23 protein-coding genes are annotated in these 25,933 nt (G+C 61.8%); 12 read left to right on the forward strand and 11 right to left on the reverse strand.

Features of this window, described 5'->3' with window-relative positions:
- The 6 genes from Q0602_RS15355 to Q0602_RS15380 all read right to left on the reverse strand — a co-directional run.
- The coding region (locus Q0602_RS15355; protein ID WP_298845151.1) for an ABC transporter permease subunit at positions 1-201 on the reverse strand (201 nt) is incomplete at its 3' end.
- Between the two features lie 13 nt (positions 202-214).
- On the reverse strand, positions 215-985 hold the full coding sequence (locus Q0602_RS15360; protein ID WP_298845154.1) for an ABC transporter ATP-binding protein: 771 nt from the start codon (positions 983-985) through the stop codon (positions 215-217).
- Positions 986-1,301: 316 nt separating this feature from the next.
- Entirely contained in the window at positions 1,302-2,303 is a 1,002-nt protein-coding gene (locus Q0602_RS15365; protein ID WP_298845157.1) for a succinylglutamate desuccinylase, read from the reverse strand.
- 228 nt (positions 2,304-2,531) lie between these two features.
- Entirely contained in the window at positions 2,532-3,554 is a 1,023-nt protein-coding gene (locus tag Q0602_RS15370; protein ID WP_298845160.1) for an SMP-30/gluconolactonase/LRE family protein, read from the reverse strand.
- Positions 3,555-3,653: 99 nt separating this feature from the next.
- A complete protein-coding gene (locus Q0602_RS15375; RefSeq protein WP_298845162.1) occupies positions 3,654-4,238 on the reverse strand; it encodes a lipocalin family protein in 585 nt (194 codons plus the stop codon).
- Between the two features lie 129 nt (positions 4,239-4,367).
- A complete protein-coding gene (locus Q0602_RS15380) occupies positions 4,368-4,808 on the reverse strand; it encodes a hemerythrin domain-containing protein (protein WP_149434309.1) in 441 nt (146 codons plus the stop codon).
- Between the two features lie 211 nt (positions 4,809-5,019).
- Between Q0602_RS15380 and Q0602_RS15385 the strand changes: the two genes are divergently transcribed.
- Positions 5,020-6,780 (forward strand): IlvD/Edd family dehydratase, encoded by a 1,761-nt coding sequence (locus Q0602_RS15385; protein WP_298845169.1) that lies wholly within the window; start codon positions 5,020-5,022, stop codon positions 6,778-6,780.
- A 28-nt stretch (positions 6,781-6,808) separates the two neighbouring features.
- Here the strand turns inward: Q0602_RS15385 and Q0602_RS15390 are convergent, their stop codons facing one another.
- Entirely contained in the window at positions 6,809-7,537 is a 729-nt protein-coding gene (locus tag Q0602_RS15390; RefSeq protein WP_298845172.1) for a GntR family transcriptional regulator, read from the reverse strand.
- Positions 7,538-7,915: 378 nt separating this feature from the next.
- Between Q0602_RS15390 and Q0602_RS15395 the strand changes: the two genes are divergently transcribed.
- The 10 genes from Q0602_RS15395 (at position 7,916) to Q0602_RS15440 (ending at position 20,054) form a co-directional block, all read left to right on the forward strand.
- A complete protein-coding gene (locus Q0602_RS15395; RefSeq protein WP_295037788.1) occupies positions 7,916-8,896 on the forward strand; it encodes a tripartite tricarboxylate transporter substrate binding protein in 981 nt (326 codons plus the stop codon).
- A gap of 32 nt (positions 8,897-8,928) precedes the next feature.
- Positions 8,929-9,411, forward strand: coding sequence for a tripartite tricarboxylate transporter TctB family protein (locus tag Q0602_RS15400; protein WP_298845176.1), 483 nt, complete (start codon positions 8,929-8,931; stop codon positions 9,409-9,411).
- A gap of 57 nt (positions 9,412-9,468) precedes the next feature.
- A complete protein-coding gene (locus Q0602_RS15405; RefSeq protein ID WP_295037785.1) occupies positions 9,469-10,977 on the forward strand; it encodes a tripartite tricarboxylate transporter permease in 1,509 nt (502 codons plus the stop codon).
- Between the two features lie 35 nt (positions 10,978-11,012).
- Positions 11,013-12,134 carry a mandelate racemase/muconate lactonizing enzyme family protein gene (locus Q0602_RS15410; RefSeq protein ID WP_298845180.1) on the forward strand — a complete coding sequence of 374 codons (1,122 nt, stop codon included), beginning with the start codon at positions 11,013-11,015 and terminating at the stop codon, positions 12,132-12,134.
- A gap of 78 nt (positions 12,135-12,212) precedes the next feature.
- Positions 12,213-13,136 (forward strand): dihydrodipicolinate synthase family protein, encoded by a 924-nt coding sequence (locus Q0602_RS15415; protein ID WP_298845185.1) that lies wholly within the window; start codon positions 12,213-12,215, stop codon positions 13,134-13,136.
- Between the two features lie 80 nt (positions 13,137-13,216).
- A complete protein-coding gene (locus Q0602_RS15420) occupies positions 13,217-14,383 on the forward strand; it encodes an alpha-hydroxy acid oxidase (protein WP_298845189.1) in 1,167 nt (388 codons plus the stop codon).
- A gap of 413 nt (positions 14,384-14,796) precedes the next feature.
- Positions 14,797-15,225, forward strand: coding sequence for a hypothetical protein (locus tag Q0602_RS15425; protein WP_298845192.1), 429 nt, complete (start codon positions 14,797-14,799; stop codon positions 15,223-15,225).
- Positions 15,218-16,420, forward strand: coding sequence for a hypothetical protein (locus Q0602_RS15430; RefSeq protein ID WP_298845195.1), 1,203 nt, complete (start codon positions 15,218-15,220; stop codon positions 16,418-16,420). Before Q0602_RS15425 ends, Q0602_RS15430 begins: the two co-directional genes overlap by 8 nt.
- A 72-nt stretch (positions 16,421-16,492) precedes the next feature.
- Complete coding sequence (locus tag Q0602_RS15435) at positions 16,493-19,270, forward strand: EAL domain-containing protein (protein ID WP_298845198.1); 2,778 nt, start codon at positions 16,493-16,495, stop codon at positions 19,268-19,270.
- 10 nt (positions 19,271-19,280) lie between these two features.
- Positions 19,281-20,054 (forward strand): PEP-CTERM/exosortase system-associated acyltransferase, encoded by a 774-nt coding sequence (locus Q0602_RS15440; RefSeq protein WP_298845204.1) that lies wholly within the window; start codon positions 19,281-19,283, stop codon positions 20,052-20,054.
- An 80-nt stretch (positions 20,055-20,134) separates the two neighbouring features.
- On the opposite strand, the gene Q0602_RS15445 is transcribed toward Q0602_RS15440, so the two are convergent.
- A complete protein-coding gene (locus tag Q0602_RS15445; protein ID WP_298845208.1) occupies positions 20,135-21,229 on the reverse strand; it encodes a tartrate dehydrogenase in 1,095 nt (364 codons plus the stop codon).
- Positions 21,230-21,236: 7 nt separating this feature from the next.
- On the reverse strand, positions 21,237-22,118 hold the full coding sequence (locus Q0602_RS15450; RefSeq protein WP_298845211.1) for an alpha/beta hydrolase: 882 nt from the start codon (positions 22,116-22,118) through the stop codon (positions 21,237-21,239).
- 114 nt (positions 22,119-22,232) lie between these two features.
- Here Q0602_RS15450 and Q0602_RS15455 point away from each other — a divergent pair, with 114 nt between their 5' ends.
- A complete protein-coding gene (locus Q0602_RS15455; protein WP_298845214.1) occupies positions 22,233-23,147 on the forward strand; it encodes a LysR family transcriptional regulator in 915 nt (304 codons plus the stop codon).
- A gap of 269 nt (positions 23,148-23,416) precedes the next feature.
- Here the strand turns inward: Q0602_RS15455 and Q0602_RS15460 are convergent, their stop codons facing one another.
- Together Q0602_RS15460 and Q0602_RS15465 are read right to left on the reverse strand one after the other, a co-directional pair.
- Entirely contained in the window at positions 23,417-24,328 is a 912-nt protein-coding gene (locus tag Q0602_RS15460; RefSeq protein WP_298845434.1) for an ABC transporter substrate-binding protein, read from the reverse strand.
- Positions 24,329-24,507: 179 nt separating this feature from the next.
- Complete coding sequence (locus Q0602_RS15465) at positions 24,508-25,671, reverse strand: TauD/TfdA family dioxygenase (RefSeq protein ID WP_298845217.1); 1,164 nt, start codon at positions 25,669-25,671, stop codon at positions 24,508-24,510.
- Between the last annotated feature and the right edge of the window lie 262 nt (positions 25,672-25,933).

The following is a 25,933-nucleotide window of genomic DNA, read 5'->3' on the forward strand; positions in this document are numbered from 1 at the left end:
CATCAGCACCAGATCCGGCACGCCGCGCACCAGCGTGGTGTAGAGCGTGCCGATGCCGTGAATCAGCCGGTTGCGCGACAGCTTGGCGCTGGCGGTCAACAACCCCAGGATGACTGCCAGTATCAGCGAGAGCACGGCCAGTTCGACGGTGACCAGCGCCCCCTCGAGCAGCCGCGGGCCGTAGCCTTGCAGGTCGATCATGATGGTGTCCGCCTCAGTGCTTGGGCGCCAGGAACTGGCGCAGGCGCTCGGAGCGCGGGTTGTCGAGGACATCGGCCGGCGCGCCAACCTCTTCGACCACGCCCTGGTGCAGGTAGATCACCTGGCTGGAGACATCCCGGGCGAAGGCGATCTCGTGGGTCACCAGAATCATGGTACGGCCCTCGTCGGCGAGGTCGCGCATGACCTTGAGCACGTCACCGACCAGCTCCGGATCGAGCGCCGAGGTGGGCTCGTCGAACAGCATGACCTCCGGGTCCATCGCCAGTGCCCGGGCGATGGCGCCGCGCTGCTGCTGACCGCCGGACATCTGGGTCGGGAAGTAGTCGGCGCGATCCAGCAGGCCGACGCGGTCGAGCAGGGCGCGGGCCTCGTCGATGGCCTGTTTCCTGGTTTTCTTCAGCACATGGACCGGCGCCTCGATGACGTTCTCGAGCAGCGTCATGTGCGACCAGAGATTGAAGTTCTGAAACACCATCGAAAGCTTGGCGCGAATACGCTCGACCTGTTTCCAGTCGGCGGGCTCGCGGCCGTGCTTGGTGGCGCGGAAACCGATCGTCTCGTTGTGAACGATCAGCTCGCCTTCGTCGGGCTGTTCCAGCAGGTTCATGCAGCGCAGGAACGTGCTTTTCCCGGAACCGGAAGCGCCGATCAGGGTGATGACGTCGCCTTTCTGCGCCTGGAGAGAGATCCCCTTGAGTACCTCGTGATCGCCGAAGCGCTTCTTGATGCCCTTCGCTTCCAGGGGAATGGGGGTCGCGGCCATGATGTTGTCCACCGAGTGGGTTGGCTGGCTGGCGGGGAGCGGCTTGGCGTCTGACGGCCCTTGTCGCTGTCGATCGTGCCCTCGTCGATGGCGTGGGCGACGCCGACTCCCCGGCGAAAAATCCGGCGATTCTAGCAGTTTCGCCGTTAGGTTCCAGACAACGCCAGATCGGAGCGCCGGCGGGGTAGGGGTAGTGGAAGGTAATCGAACGGTAAGTCATTGTTCATTGTAGAAAACTCCTGGGTCGTGTTGTCGTTGTTGAACGCAGCGAAAATCGTCCTGCTCGACTCGGCGATCGTGGTCGTCGATGTCGTCGTCAGGGCGAGCCGGGAACCCCGCAGGGCCGGACCAGCAGTGCCGCGCGCGCGCCGAGCTCGACGCGGGCGTTGGGAAAGACCACCGACAGCGGCGCCGTTTCCACCACGAAAGGCCCTGCCTCTGCGTCCTCGGCCAGCCTTTCTCCCACCGCGAACTCGCTGAAATTGGCGACGTCCTCGGCAAAGGTGAGTCGAAAGGTATCGCTCGTGCGCATCAGCTCGAATGCGACCTGGAAGAACCGAAGATCGTCCACGTTGCCTTCGGCGGGCGGGACGCCCTGCGCCAGAGCGGCGAGCCACGCCCGCATGCCGTTCAGGGCGTCGAGGTCGTTGTCGCCGAAGGGGCGCACCTTGCCGAGTTCCAGCGTGTAGGCCTCGGCCGCGTGGTAGTGACGCGAGTAGTGGGAGAAGGTCCAGCTGTGTCGATGCTGCAGCAGCACGGCCTGCATGCCGGCCGCGGCCAGATCGGGCCATGCCGAGCGAGGCTGGGTCCCTGCCTGTCCGTCCGTATAGGGCACCACGGCGAAGCGTGGATAGCGACTGTCGCGTATGGCGGTGTGCATGTCGAGATGCAGCGGGCGATGGCGGTGGCGGGCGAAGAAGTCGTCGACCGCATGCATCAACGCCCGTGCCCGCTCGGGCTCCTCGCCCTCCTGGTCGAGCCCGCGCTGGAACAGTCGGTTGAGATTGGTGTCGACGAAACGGGTCTGCGCGCGAATCGAGGGAATGTTGCCGAGAATGACCAGCAGCGGCGCGCCCAGCGCGAGACGCCCGGCCTCCAGCGCGGCGAGCAGCTCGCCGGCCAGCTCGATGGGAGCGGTCTCGTTGCCATGGATGCCCGCGGAAATCACCACGCTGCGTGCGTCGGGAGCGGCGACATCCGGTATCAGTTCGAGAATCCCTTCGCCATGGACATGGTAGCGCCCGCCGGGGAGCGGGCCCGTGGCGGGTCGACCGGCGACGCTGCCCTCCAGCGTTGCGGAGAGCCAGTCATCGAGCATGGGGATCTCGAGGCATCGCGGCGCTTCCCGAACGCTCCTGGAACCACAGGGAGGACGCGGTCGGCGCGAACAGAGGGTGGATCGGGTTCATGCCGATTCTCGGCTGCTTCAGGGAAAGCCCAGCTTACCCCGATCGTGGATCCCGACAAGCGACCTCGTCGATACACTGAAAAAACGCGGCCTCATCGTGAAAACCGGGGGCACCGAACCCGACGGCGGCGTTGGCATTCATACCCCCCGGGTGCCGGTGTAGAGGGTGTAGATCGAACGGCTCGCCGCCATCAGCAGCCGGTTGCGATGTTCGCCGACGAAACAGAGATTGGCGCACACCTCCGGCAGCAGGATCCGGCCGATGCGGTCCCCGTTGGGAGAGAAGATCGAGACGCCGTCGTGGCCCTCGCCGCCGGATGTCGCCGCCCATAGGTTGTCGTCCTGATCCAGGGTGATGCCATCGTAGGTCTCGGCGTCCTTGCTCGATACCAGCGTCTCGCGGTTGCTGAGCGACTGGCCGTCCTGGGAGAGCGCCCAGCGCGACACCGTTGCCGGGCGGTCGGGGAAGTGAGAGGGAGCGGTATCGCTGGCATAGAGCGTCCGGCCATCGCCGGACAGGGCGATGCCGTTGGGCTTGCCCAGTTCGTCGCTCAGGAGCTTGGGGGCGTCCAGCGTGTCGTCGATGTAGTAGATCGCCGGCTTGATCTCCAGCTCTCGCTTCTCGCCCTCGTAATCGACGTGGGCGCCGTAGCCGGGATCGGTGAATATCACCCCGTCGTTGGGCAGGATCACCAGATCGTTGGGGGCGTTCAGCCGCTTGCCCTGATAACGGCTGGCCAGCACGGTGGTGGTGCCATCCCATTCGTAGCGCACGACTCTCGCCGGCGAATGCTCGCAGGCGACCAGGCGACCGTGATGGTCGAAGGCATTGCCGTTGGAATGGCCCACGCCTTCGCGCAATACGCTGACCTGTCCGGTCATCTCGTCCCAGCGCATCTGCCGGGCGCGGGGAATATCGCTGAAGACTGCATAGCGGCCGACCGCGTTCCAGGCGAGCCACAGCCCGCCGGACCAGTGGCGTTCGAGCGGCGTATTGAAGAGATAGTAAGGCTTGAAGCGGTCGTCCAGCACTTCCCACGCCTCGTCGGGATAGCGGGCGGGAGGGGCCTCGGTGGTCCGAGCCAGCAGGCTGGGCGAGAACGCGACGGAGGCGCCGATCAGGGCAGAATTACGCAGTAGCTGGCGACGATCGAGGGTCATGGTGGGCTCCGGGTGAGAATGGCTGTACCCACTATAGAACGTCTTTCGGCGGCTACCGCCGCAGGCCCCGGGATGTCGACCAAAGCATGAGTGCCAGCCTCAGCCGCGGGTTTGTCCCGGCCCGTCGGCACGCGGGCAGTCATCCGGGTCCTGGGAGACCTGGACCAGTTCGTCGACCGGAAACTCGAGTTGGCGGGCCTGCGATATCAGCGCCGTATAGGTGGGCTCGTCCAGTGTCGGATCCCGCGAAAGTATCCACAGGTAGTCACGGTCCGGACCGGCGACGAGGGCATGTTGATAACTCTCGTCCAGCGCCAGCACGCTGTAGCCCGCGTAGAAAGGCCCGAAGAAGCTGACCTTCAGGTGGCCGACGTTGGGGTCCCCGGCGAAGCTGGCGTGCCCCTCGGCGCTCTCCCAGCGCCCCTTCGCAGGGTCGTAGCCGCGATTGACGACGCGGATTTCGCCATCGGCGCGGCGAGTGTACTCCGCGGTGACGCACTCCAGGCCTTCCTCGAAGCCGTGGTCGAGCCGGGCGATTTCGTACCACTGGCCCAGATACTGGTCGATCTGAAAGTCACCGACGGGCTGCGTTCCCTCGGGGACGCCCGTACAACCCGCGAGCAGAGTAAAAGGGGCGAGCCAGGTCAGCCGCGGATATCGCGGGAGTCTCGAGGGCAGCAACATGAGGATCCTTCCTTTTATGGCTGTTGCTGAGAGTTTCCCGATGAGAAAAAGTTGCATCCGCCGTCGCCGGATCCTGGAGAGACAATGCAGACGACCGCTCCGGCTGGAGCGGTCGGCAGGTACCGTCATTCAGCTGGCTTCCCGGCTCTCCATCTCGTGCCGGTAGGTCCTGGCCAGATCGGCCTTTGTCGAGTCGTCCAGCGCGCGCCCCGCCAACTGGAAGACCTCATGCTCCTCCTCGTCGAGATGATGCGTCACCAGATGCTGGAGTTTCTTGGCGCTGGCCAGCCAACCCGGAGAGTCGTATTCGGTGGCTTCCAGCGTTTCCAGCAGCTCGTCGATCTCGTGGTGTTCGGCAACGCTGTGCCGGGCCTTCTCCTGGGTCATGTCATATTCCATCATCGGAATATAGAGCGCCCGTTCTTCGGCGGCGGCGTGATTCTCGAGTTCGGCGCGCAGTCGTTGGAACAGCTCGTCGCGGCCTTCACTGTCGCCGTGGGTCTTGACCAGCAGATCCAGCAGGCGGCGCTGCTTGTCGTGACTTTCACGTAGGTCTTCGAAAAGCGTCATCGTCCTCATCCTTGTGTCGCGGTCCTTGCGGGTATCGGCAGCGATTCATGGTCGCCGCTCGCTACAAGGTTAGGCGATGAAAGCGGGTGCTGCTAAATCCCGTTCATGCCCGCCTCACGACTGGTTGCGGCTTAAGTCGGATGTCATTGCCGCGCCAACTGTGGTTATTTGTGTCGATAATATTATTAATAATATTGACGATGAGGGCGCCATGGCAACCGACGGATCCAGCGACAAGCGGCATGACAACCATGACGAGGTGCGACAGACGGGCCTCAACCAGGGCCTGGTGAACTACGGCGACGCCGGTTTCTCCCTGTTTCTGCGCAAGGCCTTCATCAAGGGCGCGGGCTACAGTGACGATGCACTCAATCGCACCATCGTCGGTATCGCCAATACGGGGAGTGGCTACAACCCCTGTCACGGCAACATGGCGCAGCTGATCGAGGCGGTGAAGCGCGGTGTGATGCTGGAGGGCGGACTGCCGATCGAATTCCCCACCATCTCGATCGCGGAGAGCTTTTCGACGCCCACCAGCATGTACCTGCGCAACCTGATGTCGATGGATACCGAGGAGATGATCCGCGCCCAGCCGATGGATTCGGTGGTGCTCATCGGCGGCTGCGACAAGACCGTACCCGCCCAGCTGATGGGCGCCGCTTCCGCCAACCTGCCGATGCTCGAGCTGGTGACCGGCGCCATGCTCACCAGCGGCCATCGTGGCGTCCGCGTGGGCGCGTGTACCGATTGTCGTCGCTACTGGGGCATGTATCGCGGCCAGGAGATCGACGAGCAGGAGATCGAGGAGGTCAACGCCAAGCTGGTCGGCAGTGTCGGCACCTGCTCGGTCATGGGCACGGCCAGCACCATGGCCTGTATCAGCGAAGCGCTGGGCATCGCCTTGCCGGGCAGCGCCTCGCCGCCGGCGGTGACCGCGGATCGCATGCGCGTCGCCGAGGCGACCGGTCGCCAGGCCGTGATCAACGCGCGGGCAGGCGTGACGCCGGACAGGATCCTGACCGAGAAGGCGTTCGAGAATGCGCTGCGGGTGCTGCTGGCGATCGGTGGTTCCACCAACGGGATCATTCACCTGACCGCCATCGCCGGACGCATGGGCATCGACATCGATCTGGCCGCCTTCGACCGCATGAGCCGCGAGACCCCGGTGCTGGTCGATCTCAAGCCATCCGGTCAGCACTACATGGAAGATCTGCATCGTGCCGGCGGGCTGCCGACGGTGCTGCGCGAACTGAAGCCGTTGCTGCATCTGGATGCCATGACCGTGAGCGGTCGCACGCTGGGCGAGGAGATCGATGCCGTGCCGGTATTCGAACAGCAGGTGGTGCATCGCTTCGATGCGCCGCTCTATCCCGCCGGCGGGATCGCCTTCGTGCGCGGCAACCTGGCCCCCGACGGCGCGATCATCAAGCAGTCCGCCGCGGATGCCCGGCTGATGGAGCACGAGGGACGCGCGGTGGTGTTCGAGGATGCCGAGGACATGGCGGCGCGCATCGACGATCCGGCGCTGGAAGTGACGGCGGAGGATGTTCTGGTGCTCAAGCGAATCGGCCCGGTGGGCGCACCGGGGATGCCCGAAGCCGGGTATCTGCCGATTCCGCGCAAGCTGGCCCGGCAGGGCGTGCGCGACATGCTGCGAATCTCCGACGGCCGCATGAGCGGCACCGCGGCGGGCTCCATCGTGCTGCACGTGACGCCGGAAGCCGCCCTGGGCGGGCCGCTGGCACTGGTCGAGAACGGCGACCGGATTCGCCTGAGCGTCAGCGAACGCCGCCTCGAGCTGCTGGTCGATGACGCAGAACTGGCGCGACGCCGGGAAGGCTGGCGACCGGTCGCGCTGACCGCCGAACGGGGGTATCGCAAGCTGTTCCTCGAACAGATCACCCAGGCGGATCAGGGCTGCGATTTCACCTTTCTGCGGCCGCCGAACATCCAGCGTCGGGTGCCGAAGTGATGGCGGGCCTCGAGGCCGATCACTCGTATCAGCCGCCTTCCCGGAGCCGGTAGAGATGCAGATAACGCTCTTTCGAGGGCTGGAGATGCTGGTAGCAGAGGCGATGTAGCTCGGCGCGGTCCTGGCGCTCGAGCGCGTCGATCATGGCGAGATGCTCGTCCCGGGCCAGCAGGATGGCCTCACGGTCGGTGGTACCGATGAAACGAATGGCGTGGGCCTTCTGGGCGAACTCGTTGATCGTATCGGCGAGATAGTCGTTGCCGCAGGCCGCGAACAGCGTGCGGTGAAAGGCGATGTTGTGATGGAACACCGCGCGCAGGTCGCCGCTCTCCACCGCTGCGCTGTGCCGGTCCTGTATGTCGGTCAGGGCATCGATCAACGCGGGCGGCGCCGGCATCGGAATACGGTCCGCGGCGGCCTCCTCGAGGAGCTCGCGCATGACGTAGATCCCCTCCACCTCCTGGGGCGTATAGGACTTGACGAAGGCCCCGCGATTCTTGATCCGCTCCACCAGGCCGGCGTTCTCGAGCTGAAACAGCGCCTGGCGCACCACGTGGCGCTTGCCGGCGAAGCGCTGCATCAGATCCTCCTCGACCAGCCTCTCCTTGGGGTGCGCGCGATTGAGCACGATGTCCTCTTCGATGGCCGAGACGATATCGGCCACGTTCGCCCCCTCGGCCTGAGTGTCCGCGGGTTCGTCGGCGAGACGATGGCCGGTGTCGGCGGTGGTCGGTCTGGCGGTGTCTCGCTTTGGCATGGATGTGTTCCCGTCACGATGAAGTTCCCGTCACTCGGTTGCCATTGTCCGCAGCGGGCGGGGGTTGGAGCAAGCGTCACACGCTGCTGGATCGACGATATCGCGCCACGCCCGGCGGCAGAATCGATTCTGCCGCGCCGACTTCGGCGATGACGCTGGTTTTTCGGCTTATGGCGCCATTTTTCACGACGTTACTGCTTTAGTCTCTATTGGCGTCAATATTATTGACAATCTGATCGATAAATTAATACGTTCTTCTCATCGCGGCAAGAACAGCAAGACAAGAACCGGCGCGACAAGGACAGATAAGACAAGGACAGATACGACAGCGAACAGGCACGACAACGATAAACAGACTCCGTCAGAGAGGAATCGATCATGCACGCCAAAGCCCTTCGCCACTGGCTGACGATCACCGCCGTGGCCATCAGCCTGTCTCCCCTGGCGCAAGCCGCCGATTACGTGGGAGGCGATGAAGTCACCGTACTGCAGGGATTCAAACCGGGGGGCGGCAGTGACGCCCTGGCGCAACTAGTGCAGCCGCGCCTGAGCGAGATCCTCGGCGTCGATTTCGTCAACGAGTACATGCCTGGCGCCACCGGGGCCGTGGCCTGGACGCGACTGGCCAAGCAGTCGCCCAACGACGGCGGCACCATCAGCATCACCAACACGCCGATGCTGATGACCAACTACATCATGAACGATGCCATCACCTACAACACCGACGAGATGACCCCGATCGCCAACGTGGTGACCGACCCGGGCATCGTCGTCGTCAGTGCGGACAGTCCCTATCAGACCATCGAGGATCTCTTCGCGGCCGCCGAGCAGAGCCCGGGTACCGTGACCATCGGCAACTCCGGCGTCGGCGGCGACGACTTCTTCACCACCATCCTGCTCGAGCAGGCCAAGGGGCTGTCGTTCAAGAAGGTGCCGTTCCAGGGCGATGGCCCCTCCGCGACGGCGGCCATGGGCGGCAAGATCGATGCCAGCTTCAACAACGTGGGCAACGTCTACGGCCAGGTCGAGTCCGGCAACCTGAGGGCGCTGGCGGTGTTCGCCGAGAAGCGGCTGACCAGCCTGCCCGACGTGCCCACCATGAAAGAGAAGGGGGTCGACGTGGTGGCGGGCTCCTCGCGCGGCTACAGCGCGCCGGCGGGCATTCCCGACGAGGCCCGGCAGCAGCTGATCGAGGCGTTCCAGACCCTGGCCAAGGATCCCGACTTCCAGGCCCAGGCGGAAAAGCGGGCGATGAATCTCGATGTGGTCACCGGTGACGACTACCGCGCCATGATCGATCAGATGGAAAGCGACTATCGGGAAATCTGGGATTCGGTCAAGGATCAGGTCGGCCGTTGAGTGACCGCCAAGTTGCCGAGGAGGAGGGCGCCATGAACGTCAGTCGTCTGCTGCTGGGCGTGTTCGGCATCGTCGTGGCGGGCGTCTTCTTCTTCGACGCCAGCCAGTACCCGCGCGCCGCGGCCCAGATGCCGATGATCTACGCCGTGGCCGTGGCGCTCATGTCGCTGGCGATGGTGGCCAGCGAACTGCGCCTCGGGCGTCGTGCGCCGGCCACTCGCGATACCGCCACCGAGGCATCCGACCCGGCTTCGGACGCGACATCGCAAGCGGCGCCTCGGCGCTGGACGGCGGTCGCCGCCATCTTCCTGCTGGCGGTGGGGTATGTCGCAGTGATGACGACGCTGGGCTACGTGCTGGCCACGGCGCTGTTCATGGCCCTGGCGCTGGCGATTCTGGGCACCGTGAAGTGGACCTTCGCGCTGATCGCCGGAGCGGTATTGATCGCCATGGTCTGTCTGGTGTTCGTGCAGTTCCTGGGCCTGCCGATTCCGCTGTTGCCGAGCTTCCTCTAGGGCCCGTCGGAACGGGTGGCCACGACGCTCGATTCGAGCACAGGAGTGTAGACGCGCATGGATTCCTCTCTGGTGATGATCGGGCTGGCCAACGTGCTCAGCGTCAACAACATTGCCTGCATCCTCGGCGGTACGCTGCTGGGGCTGTTCGTCGGGGCGATGCCGGGGCTGTCGGCGACGATGGCCCTGGCCCTGCTGCTGCCGCTGACGTTCAGCTTCGATCCGGCCACCGGGCTGAGCATGCTGGCTTCGCTCTACGTGGGGGCGTCCTACGGCGGTTCCATCGCCGCGATCCTGCTACGCACGCCGGGCACGCCATCGGCGGCGGCGACCGTACTCGACGGTTTTCCGCTGTCGCAGCAGGGGCGTGCCGGCGAAGCGCTGGGGATCTCGCTGTTCGCCTCTTTCTTCGGCGGGCTGATGAGCGGCATCGCGCTGCTGACGGCGGCCCCGCTGCTGGGCACGCTGGTGCTCGAATTCGGCCCGGTCGAGCTGTTCGCCATCGCCGTGCTGGGCATCACCATCATCGGTTCGCTGGCCCAGGGATCGGTGATCAGCGGTCTGCTCTCCGGTGGACTGGGGCTGCTGCTCAGCACCGTCGGGATGGACCTGACCACCGGAACGCCGCGCATGACGTTTGGCCAGATCAATCTGTTTGCTGGGATCGACTTCACGGTGGCATTGATCGGGCTGTTCTCGGTGCCCCAGGCGCTGACGCTGATCGAGAACTCCCACCGCGGCGGCAAGGTGGCGAGCCGCATCACCGACCGCCTGATGCCGCGGTGGCGCACCGTCAAGCAACTGATGCCCAATATCCTGCGCTCCAGCGGCATCGGCATCATCGTGGGCTTGATACCGGGGACCGGTGGCGATACCGCCAGCTGGTTCGCCTACAACGAGGCCAAGCGCTTCGCCAAGGACAAGAGCCGCTTCGGCAAGGGCGAGATCGCCGGGGTCGCCGCGCCGGAGGCCGCCAACAACGCGGTCGTCGGTGGCGCGCTGATACCCACCATCGCCCTCGGGATTCCGGGCAGCTCCTCCACCGCGATCCTGCTCGGCGCGCTGATGGTGCAGGGCATTCTGCCCGGCCCCAATCTGCTCACCGACTATGGCGATGTCACCTACACCCTGATCTGGGCGGTGATTCTCGCCAACATCGCGCTGCTGGTGGTGGGCCTGGCGTTCACCAAGATGAGCGTGTCGGTGACCCGGATTCCCGACGGCTTCATCGCCTGCGCCATTCTGACGCTCTGCATCATCGGCGCCTTCGCCATCAACAACAGCCTGTTCGATGTCGGGCTGATGCTGGGCTTCGGTCTGTTCGGCTACTGGATGAGCAAGGCGGGTGTCTCGCCGGCGCCGATGGTGATCGGCCTGATCCTGGGGCCGGTGATGGAGACCAGCTTCCAGCAGTCGATGCTGATCGGCAACGACAGCTTCGGCGTGTTCCTGGAGAGCCCGATCGCCACCGTGCTGCTGATCCTCGCGCTGCTGTCGATCCTGCAGGCGACACCGTTCTTCCGCTGGCTGCGCGTGCCGTTCAAGCGTCGCCTCAAACCCGATTGATGCCTTGGAATGTCAACCACCCGGAGAGATGACCGATGACCCGAATCACCGATGTACAGGCGCGAACGGTCAATGTCGCGCTGGACAATCCGACCAGCTTCTCCAACCGGCAGGTCCTCAAGCGGGACTACGCCCTGGTCAAGGTGACCGGTGACGACGGTATCAGCGGTGTCGGCTTCTGCTACGGCGGCAACAACGCCGGCCACCTGGTGACCCAGGCCGTGCGCGATCTGCTCAAGCCGGTGCTGATGGGGCAGGACACCCATCGCGTCGAGGGGTTGTGGCAGGAGATGTATCAGGAGAGTTTGCTGCACGGCCGCGCCGGCTCGGTGATGCGGGCGCTAAGCATCCTCGACGTGGCGCTGTGGGATCGCAACGCCCGCGCCGCCAACCTGCCGCTCTACCAGTTTCTCGGTGCCAGCGACGAAGAGAGCGTGGCGGCCTACGCCAGCGGCGGTTACTACCTCGACGGCAAGACGCCGGCCAGGCTGGCGGACGAGATGACCGGCTACGTCGACAAGGGCTTCAAGGCGGTCAAGATGAAGGTGGGACGCGAGAACCTGGCTGGCGAGGAGGCGCGGCTGGCGGCCGTCCGCGAAGCCATCGGCCCCGATGTGCTGCTGATGATGGACGCCAACAACGCCTGGCACGATCTGCCGTCGGCCCTGGCCTTCGCGCGGATGGCCGAGCCCTACTCTCCCTACTGGATCGAGGAGCCGTTCAGCCCGGACGACATCGACAACCATCGCCGCCTGGCCGAGCGTACGCCGATTCCGGTGGCGACGGGCGAGATCGAGGCCGGTCGCTGGCGCTTCAAGGAGCTGCTGGACAAGGAGGCGGCGATGATCCTGCAGACCGATGCGGCGGTCTGTGGCGGGATCACCGAATTCCGGCGGATCGCGGCCACGGCGGCCAGTTACGGGGTGGAGATCTGCCCGCACTGGTTCCACGATCTCCACGTGCATCTGGTCGGCTCGACGCCGAATGCGCCTTTCGTCGAATTCTTTGCCGACGATCAAGTGCTTAACTTCCGTAGACTGATCGATACGCAGTTGACCTTCAGCGACGGGCGCCTGCAGCTGCCCCAGACGCCGGGATTGGGCTTCGACTTCGACGAGGCGGCGCTGTCGCGCTACGCCGTCGAACCCTGGTCCTGAGCCCAACGATCGGGGTCGACGCTTTCCATTTTTCCACTACCTGTTTCCCCATTACCTGCCTGCCAGAGGTCCGTGCTCATGTCGTCGAATGCGCCCTGCGGTACCGTACTTTCGCCGGTCATCACGCCGTTTCGCGATGACCTTTCCCCGGATGCGGCGCGCTTCGTCGACCACTGCCGCTGGCTGATGGCCAACGATGTCGGGCTGGCGATCTTCGGCACCAACTCCGAGGCCAACTCGCTGTCGGTGCAGGAGCGTCTCGAGCTGCTCGACCACCTGGTCGCGGCGGGGATCGACACCACCCGGCTGATGCCGGGAACCGGCTGCTGCTCGATACCCGACAGCGTGACCCTGACGCGACATGCCGTGAGCCAGGGCGTGGGGGGCGTGCTGATGCTGCCGCCGTTCTACTACAAGGGCGTCTCGGAGGAGGGGCTGTTCCGGTTCTACTGCGAGGTGATCGAGCGGGTCAACGACGAGCGGCTGCGCCTCTATCTCTACCACATTCCACCGGTGGCGCAGGTGCCGATCGGCCTGGGTCTCATCGAGCGACTGCTGAAGCGCTATCCCCAGGTCGTGGCGGGGATCAAGGACAGCTCCGGCGACTGGGCCAACACCCAGGCCGTCATCGACGCCTTCGGCCAGCAGGGATTTCGTGTCTACGCCGGCAGCGAGCGCTTCCTGCTGCCTACGCTGCGGGCCGGTGGCGTCGGCTGCATCAGTGCCACCGCCAACGTCAATCCCCGCGCGATCTCGGCGCTGGGCGCCAGTTGGCAGGATGACGACGCCGATGCGAATCAGCAGGGACTCAACGAGATTCGCGATATCTTCGAGAGTGTGCCGATGATCCCGGCGCTCAAGGCCGCCACCGCCCATTTCAGCGGCGATGCCGGTTGGGATCGCCTGCGGCCACCGCTGGTCTCGCTCGATGAGGGGCAGCGCGACAAACTGCTGACGGCACTGAAACGGGTCGGTTTCACGATGCCGGGCGTCGCAGGGTGACTATTGGTGATTTAGAGCCTTGGTGATTTAGAGTCTTGGTGACGTAGAGTCGATCGTCTTTTCAGTGATAAGGATCATCCGTGACGCGTCAACAGCGCCGCCTTTCCCGTATTCGCAACTTCCTGGATCTCGAGCGTGCCGGCAAGCGCCATCTTCCCCGGCCACTCCATGGATACGTCGCCAACGCGGCGGAAGATGGCAAGAGCCTGGCCGCCAACCGCGCGGCCTTCGACGATTACTGCTTCCTGCCGCGGGCGCTGATCGATGTCTCTCGCGTTTCCCTGGAAACCGAACTGCTGGGCCGCCGCTATGCGGCGCCGTTCGGGATCGCGCCCATGGGGATCAGTGCGCTTTCCGCTTATCGGGGGGATATGGCGCTGGCTCGCGCTGCAGCGCAGGCTGAGGTGCCGATGATCATGAGCGGCTCGTCACTGATTCCGATGGAAGAGGTGGCCGCGGTGGAGGGCTGCGACTGGTTCCAGGCCTATCTGCCGGGAGACCGGCCGGGCATCGAGGCGCTGATCGCCCGTATCGGGCGCGCCGGTTTCCGCAATCTGGTGATTACCGTCGACTATCCCGTCCCCCCCAATCCCGACAACAACCGGCGCAGCGGCTTCTCGTCACCGATTCGCCCCAGCCTTCGCCTGGCCCTGGATGGATTGGTCCGGCCACGCTGGCTCTACGAGACGTTCTACAAGACGCTTCGTCATCACGGGATTCCTCACTTCGAGAACAATCACGCGACCCGGGGCATTCCGGTCATCTCGCGTCACGTCAATCGCGACTTCTCGGGGCGCTCTCACCTCGACTGGGACTACCTCGCGCTGGTACGGGAGCGCTGGCCGGGGAACCTGATCGTCAAGGGCATCCTGCATCCCGATGACGCCCGGCGCGCCAAGGCGCAAGGTGTCGATGCCATCATCGTCTCCAACCACGGCGGCAGACAGCTGGACGGCACGATCTCGCCGCTACGAATGCTTCCCGAAGTGGTCGATGCGGTCGGAGACTTCCCCGTCATGATCGATAGTGGCTTCCGGCGCGGTACCGACGTGCTGAAAGCGCTGGCGCTGGGTGCCCGCTTCGTCTTCTTCGGTCGTCCTTTCAATTACGCGGCCGCCTACGCTGGCGAAGCGGGGGTCAGCCATGCGATCCAACTGATGCAAGACGAGCTCGCTCGGAACATGGCGCTGCTCGGCATCACGGAGGTTCGTCAGATGGACTTGAGCCGGTTACGAAAAAACGTCTGACGCCTCCGTCGCGAATCGTAACTCCCCGACAGCGTTTCCCGAGTCTCCACGATGGGTCTGGTCACTGGGCGAGTCACGCCAATATGAGTATGCTGTGATGGACGCTCTGCGAATTGGCGGACGAAGTCAAGGCTGCCTTTTGGCCCGGCCAAGCAGCGCACGGGGCAGCACATAATAATGTAGTGGTAGGGGACAGCAACGATGCTGAAAGAGAAAGCCGGTAGCCTAATCCATGAGATAGCCGCCGTTCCCGGTGTTGTTCCGGGAACATCAGCCACTCCGACCTGCCATGCTGGCCGATGAATCGAATAAGACCAAGTCGCAGATGTCTCTGAAATGCAATCGATTTCGGGTCGGAGTTTGTCTTTGACACTCATCATGGCGCAAGCAGACGGATCGGGGAGTCGTGACGCATGCGGCGGACGTTGACCGGCTGTGTGCTGCTGCTCTCTCTGTTATCCGTCGATAGTTTCGGAGACGAGCCCGCAACCGTCGTTATCGCCAACAAGTCGGTACAGCAGGCTTCTCTTCCGCTGGAGACGTTGAGGGCCATTTTCGCGATGCGACAGAGAACCTTCCCCGACGGGCAGGCCGTGCACGTCTTCGTCCTGCCGGACGACAATCCGATTCACGAGGATTTTTCCAAGAAAGTATTGGGTGTTTATCCGCATCAACTCCGACTCGCCTGGGATCGTGCCGTGTTCTCCGGCACTGGGCAGGCCCCCAACGAGGTCGCCAGCGAAGCCGAAATGATCGAGGACGTCGCCTCCACGCCCGGCAGTGTCGGATACATCAAAAAAACAAGCCTGAATGGTCAGGTTCGGGTGCTCGACATTGAATAAATCGTTATCAAGTGACTTTTCGAAAGCCGCCATTCTCGTCATGGTCGGCCTGCTGTTCCAGGTACCCGCAAGCAGAGCCGCACCGCTGCCCGATACCTTTCAGGTGCACGGTTTCATGAGCCAAGCCCTCATCGTGACCGACCATAACGATTTCTTCGGACCCAGTAGCGAGGGCGGCGGAAGCTGGGAATACACCGAACTGGGCCTGAATGCCTCTTTTCGACCGCTAAGCAACGTGTTGGTGGCGGGGCAGCTGCTTGCCAGGCAAGCCGGAGATGATGGCGAGCTGAATGATCCCGAGCTCGATTATGGTGTGGTGGATTATCAGTTTCTAACCGATAACGAAAATACAATGGGTGTACAGTTTGGGCGATTCAAAAACCCGTTCGGGTTGTACAACCAGGCAAGAGATGTAGCGATCACGCGCCCCGGCATACTGTTGCCACAGTCCATCTACTTCGACCGTACTAGAAAGCCGGCGCTGAGTTCTGACGGCGTCATGGGATACGCTGAACGGCGTATGGATAACAGTGTGGTTAGGTTTCAGGTCGGCGTTGGAAAACCCAGATTCGATAGCCAAGTGGCAGGATCATTGTTAGGTAGTGATGATTTAGGAGATTTTTCCGGAGAAAATTCCTACATTGGCCAGTTGAAATACGAGTACGGCGGCGGTGCCTTCGTGCTGGCACTGACCAATGCCAGGGTAAAAGCCGAATTCGACTCTAGGGAAGAGGCGCCGGGGGATGGGGACTTTTTCTTCGAGCCGTGGATTTTTTCCTTTCAATACAATCAGGAAAAATGGTCGTTTACGACCGAGTACGCGCTCAGAGGGTTGAAGACGGAAGGCTTTACCGACCCCTACAACTACGACGTTACCGGTGAGAGCTGGTATGTCCAGTACTCAAGACGCCTGAGCACAACCTGGGACTGGATTTTGAGGTATGATTCCTACGTCGTGGACCGTAAAGATAGACGGGGAGAAAAATTCGCGGAACAGACCAATCGGCCTGCGTTTTCTCGATATGCAAAGGATTGGACAACCGGATTTCAATGGCAAGTTTATCCCCGTTTCCTTCTGTCGTCAGAACTGCATCATGTTGAAGGCACAGGATGGTTGCCGGTGACTGGTGGTGGTTCTGAAAACCAAGATAAATATTGGAACATGCTGCTATTCCAGGCTTCTTATTTTTTCTAGCGACGCCAGTTTAAGGCTGATTAAATGCGCAATCGGAAGGGCTTTTTTCGGGTTAGTCTCAAGTGGAGGGCATTGGCATTTACCAGTCTTTTGCTGCTGGCATTAGCAAGTCTCGTTGCATGGGTGAGCAATCACGCCTTGGTACAGCAATTCAGCCAGTCTCAAAAAGCTTTCTATGATCGACAGCGGTATGAAGTATCACTGACTTTACAAAGTTCGGCAGATACCATGCGGCAAATAGCTAGCTTGTTGGCATCCTCCCCCAGCTTGAGTCATGCTCTACTTGAAGGCGATTCTTCGGACATAGAGTCAGCTTTGTCACCCCAGTGGCCAACGCTGCAATTAGATGCAGGGCTTGATGACGTCAGCGTCTACGATAGTGATACTAAAAGGATAATAACACTGGGCCAAGGGCAAAACGCCAGTCGAGCAACGATGGATGCCAAGTGGCTGAGAGAAGTCATAAAAGAAGAGAAGCCAATGAGAAGGCTTGTCTGCTATCGGGAGTGTCGCCAATATGTGGCCGTTCCTATATTGGCAGAAGGCACGGATGCCGGAGTCATCATCGTTTCCCGTTCTCTTGCCGACGTGACTCGCTATATGCAAAGAAGCTCGGGTAGCGAAGTTGCGCTGCTAGTCACTACCTCGGAGCCGACCAGCTTTGCCAATGACAGATTTTTGGAAAGCTGGAATGCAAATTTGATTGCCTTGACACATGAAGATACCAGCTGGCCATTATTCAATTCCATTGCCAAAGGAATAGCGTTCTCAGACGTCAATGGCAAGGTCGCTCGATATCGCGAGGGTGACAAGACTTTTGAAGTCATTGCGATTGCCATTGATAAAGACAATCAACAGACGGGCGGGAGATCCGGATATTTCCTGCTGGTTTCGGATGTCACTGCTCAGATAAGTTCGATTTCCAGCACGACGCGCATGGTTCTTCTGATCGCACTGCTAGGATGGCTGGCTTCGGAAGCCATCCTGTTCATCATGTTGAAAAATCGAATGGATAGATTGAGGCTGATTAGTCGAAAGCTGCCTTTGTTGGCACAGCGAAGGTACGACGTGATGCGGGATTCGATGCCGCCAACAAAGGCTTTCTTCCTGGATGAGCTCGATGTGCTGGAGGGCACGGCGATCGAGCTGGAAACCAAGCTGGAGGATATGGAAAGAGAGATCGGCCTTCGCGGAGTCGAACTGGAAGATCGCGTGAAGGAGCTGGCAAGAGAACGAGACTTCGTGTCGGGTCTTTTCAATACGGCTCAAGTTTTGATCGTGATTCACAATCGTAATGGCCATATCACCTTGACCAATCGATTTTGCGAGTGGCTGACGGGGCAGTCGGGTGATCAGCTGTCTGATAATAAGTTCCAAGACGTGTTTGCGGCGGATCTGGTTAATATTGATGAATTTTTTGATGGTGGTGGTCAACAGGAAAGCAAGTTAGTCTCGGGGGGTGGCGAGGTTAGAACTATTGTTTGGTATCACACTCCATTGGATACGGATGGTCGAAGTGATTATCAGGAACTCATCTCCGTAGGGGTGGATATTACCGAGCGAAAGCTGGCGGAAACGAGGCTGCTTTGGCTGGCCAGTCGAGATTCACTGACCGAACTTTACAATCGACGTTTCTTTGAAGAGGCCCTGTCTCGCGCTGTCACGCCCAGCTCTTTTGGTGCGGTTCTCTACCTGGACCTGGACCGCTTCAAGGAAGTCAACGAGACGAGTGGGCATCAGTCAGGCGATCAGCTGTTACGGTCGGTTGCCACGGACTTGTCGGAACTGGGCCAGGGCCACGTCGTGGCCCGCCTGGGAGGCGACGAATTCGCCATTCTCCTCGAACATGCCTCTCAGCAGAGTGCTATCGATATGGCTCAGCAAATCGTGAACCGTCTGGAACAGAAGACATTGCATGTCGAGGGCCGTATCCATCGGGCCAGCGCCAGCATTGGTATCGCGATCTACCCGGACAACGGTGCGTTTCCCGACGAGCTGATGGCCAATGCCGATTACGCGATGTACCTGGCGAAAGACGATGCCGTACAACGATGGCACCTTTTGTCACCTGAACAGCAGGGACGGGAAGAGATAAAACAGCGTGTGTACTGGGTCGAGATGATTCGCAATGCGCTACTCAATGACGATTTTGAACTCATGGTTCAGCCGATTTTTCGACTGGTCGATTTCGACGTTCAACACTATGAGGTTCTTCTCCGGTTAAAAGACGCCAATGGTGAGAGTTTGTCTCCCGGTACTTTTATCCCGATCGCCGAGCAGAGCGGACAGATCGTTGCGATCGACAGATGGGTGTTGTCGAATGGTATTCGCTTGATGTCCACGCTGGGAGACACTACGGCTAATTTGGCTATCAATCTATCCGGGCAGTCTTTACATGACAGTGACTTGACCTCCTTCATGAGACATGAATTCGAGCGTTACGCGGTTGACCCTACCCGGATAATCATTGAGGTTACCGAGACTGCCGCCGTGACTGATTTTGCCTCGGCGAGAGGGGTATTGGAGAGCGTTCGAGCATTGGGCTGTAAGGTGGCGCTGGATGATTTTGGCGTTGGCTTTAGTAGCTTTCATTACCTGGGACAGTTTCCTGCCGATTATATAAAAATAGATGGTTCTTTTATTCAAAAGCTTCCCGAGAGCGAAGAGAGTCAGTTGATAGTCAAGGCCATTGTGGATATTGCTAAGGGTATGGGTAAGAAAACAGTGGCGGAGTTTGTCGATAGGCCTGAGCTGTTGCCTTATCTTCTAGGTTATGGTGTCGACTATGTTCAGGGGTTTTATTTGGGGAGACCTTCTTCTGTAGCCGATGCCAAATTTTACAAGGTATAAGGGGGACGGGGTGGAGAATGACTTTTTTGACCTTTTCAAGGTGGTTTTTGCTGCGTCGGACAGTGACCGGCTACGAGTCTTTTCTCTCAGACACAAGGTTTATTGTGAAGAACTTGGATATGAGCCCATTGACGCGAAGAACCGGGTCGAGCGGGACGAGTTCGATGACCGGTCTCTCCATTGCCTGATAGAGCACAGGGCGACGGGGCTCTCCGCGGGCTGTATGAGAATCGTGTTTCCCGATACCCATAATCGACCCGGCTATGGTCTCCCCATCGAGGAACACTGCGGTGAACACGGCGTCAAGATTGAGCTCGATCCCAAGATTCGATCCGAGGGCCTTTGCGAGATATCCCGTGTGGCGATCCCGAGTCATTTTCGGTCCAGCAGGGTTGAGGAAGCAGAGGTGGATGGCTTTGGTGAGTTCGTTTTTTCGCAGCAGGAAAGGCGCTTTTTCCCCATGATCGGAGTTAGCCTTTTTCTATGCGCTACGGCATTTACGGGTTTGATTGAGCGCTTTCACGTTCTTGCAATGATGGAAAATCGTTTTCAGAGGTTGCTGGCGAGGTCCGGTATTCGCTTCTCCCAGGTATCCCAGCCGATCCATTTTCGCGGTGAGCGTGCTGCGTTCTATATCGACCAGCGGTATGCCGAGGATGGCATGCGAGGCTCGATTCTTCCCCTGTATCGTTCGATTCAGGATGAATTGTCGCGACAACTCCTTGAAAAAGGCAGCGTCCCCGGCGTTTTGAGCAGTCAGGCGCTCTGTAAAATACTACTTTGATGCCGGCTTGCCGTGGCCGATCGCGGCGACGCCATCATTGGAAAGCGACGACGGGCCGACCCGCCGTCGCCAGTCTCGCTTCAACCGATCGCTGCGGCGATCTTCTCGCCCAGGCTCTGGGTCGTTCCCTTACCTTTCAGGTCCGGGGTCAGCGCTGACTTGTCGTCATCTGCCAGGACTTGCTCGATCGCACTGACCATCGCGTCGCCCGCCTCCTTGTAGCCCAGATGCTCGAGCATCATCGCGCCACACCAGATCTGGCCGATCGGGTTGGCGATGCCCTTGCCGGCGATGTCCGGGGCGCTGCCGTGGACCGGCTCGAACAGGCTCGGGAACTTGCCTTCCGGGTTGATGTTCGCAGAGGGCGCGACGCCGATGGTGCCGGTGCAGGCGGGGCCGAGGTCGGAGAGAATGTCGCCGAAGAGGTTGCTGGCGACGACGACGTCGAACCAGTCCGGGTGGAGCACGAAATTGGCGGTCAGGATGTCGATGTGGAACTGGTCGATGCTGACGTCCGGATAACCCTTGGCCATCGCTTTCACCCGTTCGTCCCAGTACGGCATGGTGATCGAGATGCCGTTGGACTTGGTCGCGGAAGTGAGTTTCCGGCGCGGTCGACTCTGCGCCAGGTCGAAGGCGTATTTCAGCACCCGGTCGACCCCGGTGCGCGTCATCACGGTCTCCTGCATGACCGTTTCCCGCTCGGTGCCCTCGAAGATTTTGCCGCCGATGCTCGAGTATTCCCCTTCGGTGTTTTCCCGCACCACGTAGAAGTCGATGTCGCCGGGCTCGCGGTCGGCCAGCGGGCTCTTGATGCCGGGCATCAGGCGGCAGGGCCGCAGGTTGATATACTGGTCGAAGTGGCGCCGGAACTGCAGCAGCGAACCCCACAGCGAGATGTGGTCCGGCACCTTGTCCGGCCAGCCTACTGCGCCATAGAAGATGGCATCGAAGCCGGAGAGCGTCTCGAACCAGTCGTCCGGCAACATCTTGCCGTGCTCGAGATAGTAGTCGCAGCTGCCGAACTCGAAATGCTCGAACTCGAGACCGATATCGAAGCGCCTGGCGGCCGCTTCCAGTGCGCGCAGTCCCTCCGGAACCACCTCGGTGCCGATGCCGTCGCCGGCGATGACGGCGATCTTGTGGGTCTTGGCTTGAGCGGGTTTGTGAGCCATGACTGGCTTACCTCATGAAGTGGGTGAGTTGCTGGAAGAGCGCATCCGGCGCTTCCTCGGGAAGATAATGGCCGCAGGGCAGGGTGCCGCCTTCGACGCTGTGACGGGAAACCGCCCGCCACTCGCCGAGAGCATCGAAGCAGCGCTCGATCACGCCGTGCTCGCCCCACCACACCGCCAGCGGAACCTGAAGATGCCGGCCGGCATCGCGGTCGGCGCGGTCGTGCTCCAGATCGATGGTGCGGGAGGCGCGATAGTCTTCACACAGGCCATGGGCCGCGCTCGGGAGGGCCAGGCAGCGCTGGTACTCCGCGATCGCTCGCGGATCGAACGGGCCCAGCCCGGCATGACGGCCACCCACGATCCGGGTGACGTAGTCGGCGGGCGCGGCTTCGATCCAGGATTCCGGCAGAGGCCTGGGTTGAATCAGGAAGAACCAGTGCCAGTAGGCCGTGGCGAAAACGAGATCGGTGGCCTCGTACATCGCCAGCGTCGGCGCGATGTCCAGCACCATCAGTTTGTTCACTCGCTCGGGGTGGTCGAGCGCCAGCCGGTGCGCGACTCGTCCGCCGCGATCGTGCCCGCAGAGGAAGAACCGCTCGAACCCCAGGGCCCGCATGACCGCAACCTGGTCATGCGCCATCCGGCGCTTGCTGTAGTTGAGGTGCCGTGCGTCCCCCTCCGGCTTGCCGGAATCGCCATAGCCGCGCAGGTCGGTGGCGACCACGGTGTAGTGCTCGGCGAGCCGAGGGGCGAGAAGATGCCAGATGACATGGGTCTGCGGATGACCGTGAAGCAGCAGTAGCGGCGGGCCTTTGCCCCCGATCACGCCGTGGATGGCGATGTCCCGTTCTACCTCGATATCGAACTCGCGAAATCCATCGAACATCGGTCTGGCCTCGTTCTTGGGCGCATTGGGTCGCTGGCACCAGTGTAGTCGCTGCCGGATTCGGGATAATCCGGTTAGAATCGAAACGACTATTGCGCTGAGGTGGAGAATTCGATGTCCGCGGTCGACGATCTGGCCTTCTTCCAGCGGGTCGCCCAGGCAGGCAGCCTGACCGGCGCGGCCCGGGAACTGGGGCTGTCACTCTCGGCGGTCAGCAAGCGGCTGCAGCAGCTGGAGAGGCGTCTCGGCGTGTCACTGGCGGCGAGGACGACGCGGCGCTTGTCGCTGACAGCGGAGGGGGAGCGCTATCTGAAGCGCGGGGCGATGATCCTCGATGACCTGGGCGATCTGGAGAACTCGCTGCGGGACCAGGGCGCCGTGCTCTCGGGGCGGCTGAGAATCAACGCCACCTTCGGTTTTGGCCGGCGCCATGTGGCACCGCTGATCTCGCGTTTCGCCGCGCGTCATCCGCAGCTGGAACTGCTGCTGGAGCTGACCAGCTTCCCGGTCGGACTCGACGAGCAGGGGTTCGACATCAACATTCGTGTCGGTGAGCCGCCGGCGTCGCGCTGGATCGCCAGGCGACTGCTCGCCAACCGCCGGATACTCTGTGCCACCCCCGGTTATCTGGCGAGCGCGCCCAGGCTCGAGCGGCTGGAGGATCTGGCACGGCATCGCTGCCTGATCGTGCGGGAGAACGATACCGACTACTCGCTGTGGCGGTTCGAGGCCGCCGACGATACCCGCACCCGTCGTGCCATCCGCGTTCATGGCCGGCTGGCGAGCAACGATGCCGAGGCGATGACGCGAATGGCGCTCGATGGCCACGGCGTCTTGCTGCGCTCCTGGTGGGACGTTCACGAGCATCTGGCCAGCGGTGATCTGATGCCGTTGTTGCCGCAGTGGCAGGGGATCCGGGCTGACTTCCACCTGCTCTACGCCGAGCGGGCAAGAGACAGTGCCCGGATTCGGCAGTTCGTCGATTTCATGACGACCGAGATGACGGGACGGGTGCCGCCACTGCCTTGATCTCGGGGAAGCACCGACGAGCGCTGAATGCCGGGAACACGGACAAGAAATTTCCGGGAGAAATTCCTGACGTCGCGTCAGGGATGGCAGAGCACAAAAAAATGCCCACCAGGGGATGGTGGGCAAGTAAGGGATCATTCAAGGGAACACCTACTCAGAGTCAGCCTTGCTGCATTAGTTCCGGGCGAAGACAAAAAAATCGCCACGAATTTGTAACGGTTTTTTGCTACGTCAAGCCGTGACCCGGCGGTGACTCCCGATATCTTGATCTACAAGGAGAATTTTTTCTGCACCGCTTCCCAGGCCGGCTCGCCTTCGCGCGTGGTGACCCCCTTCATCATGGCTTCGACGCGATCCGGATGGTTCTCGATCCAGGTCGTGGCGACCTCTTCCATCGGCTTCTCCTCCTGGCCGTACTGCTTGATCATCCAGCTCTGCTCCTCGGCGGAAAACGAGAACTGATCGAAGAAGGCCACCAGATTCGGGTTGGCCTCGGCGTAGTCGCTGGCCATCAGCGTGCGCACGTCGCTGGCACCGTTGCCTTCGCCGAACAGGTTCTTCGAATCGCTGAGGTAGCGCATCGGCAGTTCGAGGTTCATCCAGTGCGGCGTCCAGCCGACCCAGACGATGGGCTCCTCGTTGGCGATATGGCTCTTGGCGGCGCTCAACATGCCGACGGTGCTGGTATCGACCAGGGTCCAGTCGCCGAGGCCCCAGGTATCGTCCTCAATCGCCTTGTTGAGGATTTCGCTGGCAGCGGAGCCGGCACCGAACCCGTAGATCTCGCCATTGAACTCGTCGCGATGGGCATCGAGGTCGGCGAAGGAGGTGACGCCGCTGTCGTAGACATAGTCCGGCACTGCCAGCGTCATCTGTGCGCCGGTGACGTTGGTGGCCAGGCGGGTGATGCTGCCGTCGGCTTCCAGTGGCTCCAGCATCGGGTTCTGGGCCGGCAGCCAGGCCCCCAGGAAGACGTCCACATCGCCAGTATTCAGCCCCTGATAGATCACCTGCAGACCGATCTCCTGGGCCTTGCCCTGATAGCCCAGCGGCGCCAGCAACTGGCGGGCGATCTCGGTCTTCACGGTGATCCCGGGCCAGGACGGCACGCCGAAGTTGATGGGTTCGTCAGCCGCCACTGCCGAACCCGTGCCGGCCAGCACCACGCCGGTACCCATCATCAAGCCGGTGGTCAGCGTCAGGGCGGAAATCGTCTGCGGTCGTTTCATTTGTTGTCTCCTGTCGTTCCCTAATGGGCGTGTCTTCCCTGGCCAGAGTGTACCGGGAATACACGCGGAAGAGCCGCCCGGTCATGCAGTGATGACGTCGGGCGGCTCGTATCAACGCGGTGCCGTGCGGTTCATCTCGACAGCACGCGCAGATGCGATTGCAGCATGTCCAGATCGAGATAGGTGCCCTGGAGATGGCGTTTGCCGGTGTTGGGGTCGAAGGCGTTGCGACCGTGCAGCACGCGGCGGTTGTCGAAGGCGACCATCTGGCCGGGTTCCAGCGTCAATTCCACCCGGCCCTCCGGCCGACGCAGGATCTGCCACAGTGCACGATAGGCGTCGTACCACGCCTCGATCCGGTCCGACGGCAGGCTCAGCGTGTCGCGAATCCAGTTGTTGAAGCGGATCTCGCGGGGGCGGCCTTCGCCATCCAGATCGATCACCGGCTCGCGCACGGCGATATCGTGGCCGTCGTCCTGGAAGCGGAAGTCGATGGGCGTTTCCGCCAGTATCCGGAAGGCTTCGGGATCTCCCGCCCGCAGGGTCTCGGCGGCGGCGAAGCCGTCGGCAAAGCTGGACTCGCCACCCTCGGCGTCGTTCTCCAGGCAGTAGAGCAACTGGATATCCGGCGGTTGGCGCCAGTTGGGCAGGTCGGTGTGCAGCTCGAGGCCGATCGCCGTATAGGCGGCGTTGTTCGGATTGGGGACCGAACGCACGTCGAACCGGCCGCCGAAGTTGGTCGAACGCATGGGGCCGATGCTCTCGGCGATACGCGACACTTCCTCCAGCTCGCAAGGCCCCTGATCGAGTATGACCAGGCCATCACGCAGCAGGGCGGTGGCCCAGCGGCTGCGGCCGTCGCTGCCATCGACGAAGTCGGCATGGCTGACGCGGCTCGGCGTGAAGTGCGTCGGCCACGGCTTCGGTGTCGGCAGCAGCGTGGCGAGTTCCTGTCCGGGGCAGCGCTGGTGGAGCCAGCCGGCATCGAAGCGCGATACGTGGCCATCCTGCCAGGCCAGCGTCAGTGCGTTGGCATCGAACGCGAACGAGGCCAGCGCGTCGTCGCCGTCGAGGCGCTCCCACAGGGGATCGTCGAGCAGCTTGTAGAGGCGTTCACGGGTCAGCGGATGGCGGCACTGGTCGCAGGCGCAATGGTCACGCAGCCACATCATCGGAAACTGCCCGGTGCGGCCGTCGGACCAGTTCAGCGTCAGGCGGCGCGCCTTGCGCGTCACGCTCTCCAGCGTGGCGGCCGGTGCGCCACTGCCCTGGCGATAGCGGCGCAGTTCGGCCATATCGATGGGCGTCTGGCCCTGACGAGCAGTCAGAGCGTCGTTGAAGGCGCCTCCGGATGATAAAAGAGCGGATGACGAAAGAGCGGATGACAAAGGGCACTTCCTCGATGGCTGTCGCGGCCATCTTCGTGAGTAACGTGTGTTATTGCGTTTCACTAGGATGCGGATTGCTTCTGGCCATGACAAACGATTAATCTGGCCGCTGAGGCCAAGCTTGGCTAATGGCTGGCTTTGGCTATTAGCCCAATGGTTGATTTCGGTA

This window comes from uncultured Salinicola sp. (genome assembly GCF_937921195.1).
Lineage (GTDB): Bacteria > Pseudomonadota > Gammaproteobacteria > Pseudomonadales > Halomonadaceae > Salinicola.

Coding starts and splice junctions, on each gene's coding strand:
- Q0602_RS15360 (WP_298845154.1), bottom strand. CDS start 985: ATGGCCGCGACCCCCATTCCCCTGGAAGCGAAGGGCATCAAGAAGCGC.
- Q0602_RS15380 (WP_149434309.1), bottom strand. CDS start 4,808: ATGACGCTTTTCGAAGACCTACGTGAAAGTCACGACAAGCAGCGCCGC.
- Q0602_RS15465 (WP_298845217.1), bottom strand. CDS start 25,671: ATGGCCGAACTGCGCCGCTATCGCCAGGGCAGTGGCGCACCGGCCGCC.
- Q0602_RS15370 (WP_298845160.1), bottom strand. CDS start 3,554: ATGACCCTCGATCGTCGCCAGCTACTGCGTAATTCTGCCCTGATCGGC.
- Q0602_RS15425 (WP_298845192.1), top strand. CDS start 14,797: ATGCGGCGGACGTTGACCGGCTGTGTGCTGCTGCTCTCTCTGTTATCC.
- Q0602_RS15405 (WP_295037785.1), top strand. CDS start 9,469: ATGGATTCCTCTCTGGTGATGATCGGGCTGGCCAACGTGCTCAGCGTC.
- Q0602_RS15400 (WP_298845176.1), top strand. CDS start 8,929: ATGAACGTCAGTCGTCTGCTGCTGGGCGTGTTCGGCATCGTCGTGGCG.
- Q0602_RS15445 (WP_298845208.1), bottom strand. CDS start 21,229: ATGGCTCACAAACCCGCTCAAGCCAAGACCCACAAGATCGCCGTCATC.
- Q0602_RS15455 (WP_298845214.1), top strand. CDS start 22,233: ATGTCCGCGGTCGACGATCTGGCCTTCTTCCAGCGGGTCGCCCAGGCA.
- Q0602_RS15450 (WP_298845211.1), bottom strand. CDS start 22,118: ATGTTCGATGGATTTCGCGAGTTCGATATCGAGGTAGAACGGGACATC.
- Q0602_RS15385 (WP_298845169.1), top strand. CDS start 5,020: ATGGCAACCGACGGATCCAGCGACAAGCGGCATGACAACCATGACGAG.
- Q0602_RS15460 (WP_298845434.1), bottom strand. CDS start 24,328: ATGATGGGTACCGGCGTGGTGCTGGCCGGCACGGGTTCGGCAGTGGCG.
- Q0602_RS15415 (WP_298845185.1), top strand. CDS start 12,213: ATGTCGTCGAATGCGCCCTGCGGTACCGTACTTTCGCCGGTCATCACG.
- Q0602_RS15375 (WP_298845162.1), bottom strand. CDS start 4,238: ATGTTGCTGCCCTCGAGACTCCCGCGATATCCGCGGCTGACCTGGCTC.
- Q0602_RS15395 (WP_295037788.1), top strand. CDS start 7,916: ATGCACGCCAAAGCCCTTCGCCACTGGCTGACGATCACCGCCGTGGCC.
- Q0602_RS15390 (WP_298845172.1), bottom strand. CDS start 7,537: ATGCCAAAGCGAGACACCGCCAGACCGACCACCGCCGACACCGGCCAT.
- Q0602_RS15365 (WP_298845157.1), bottom strand. CDS start 2,303: ATGCTCGATGACTGGCTCTCCGCAACGCTGGAGGGCAGCGTCGCCGGT.
- Q0602_RS15410 (WP_298845180.1), top strand. CDS start 11,013: ATGACCCGAATCACCGATGTACAGGCGCGAACGGTCAATGTCGCGCTG.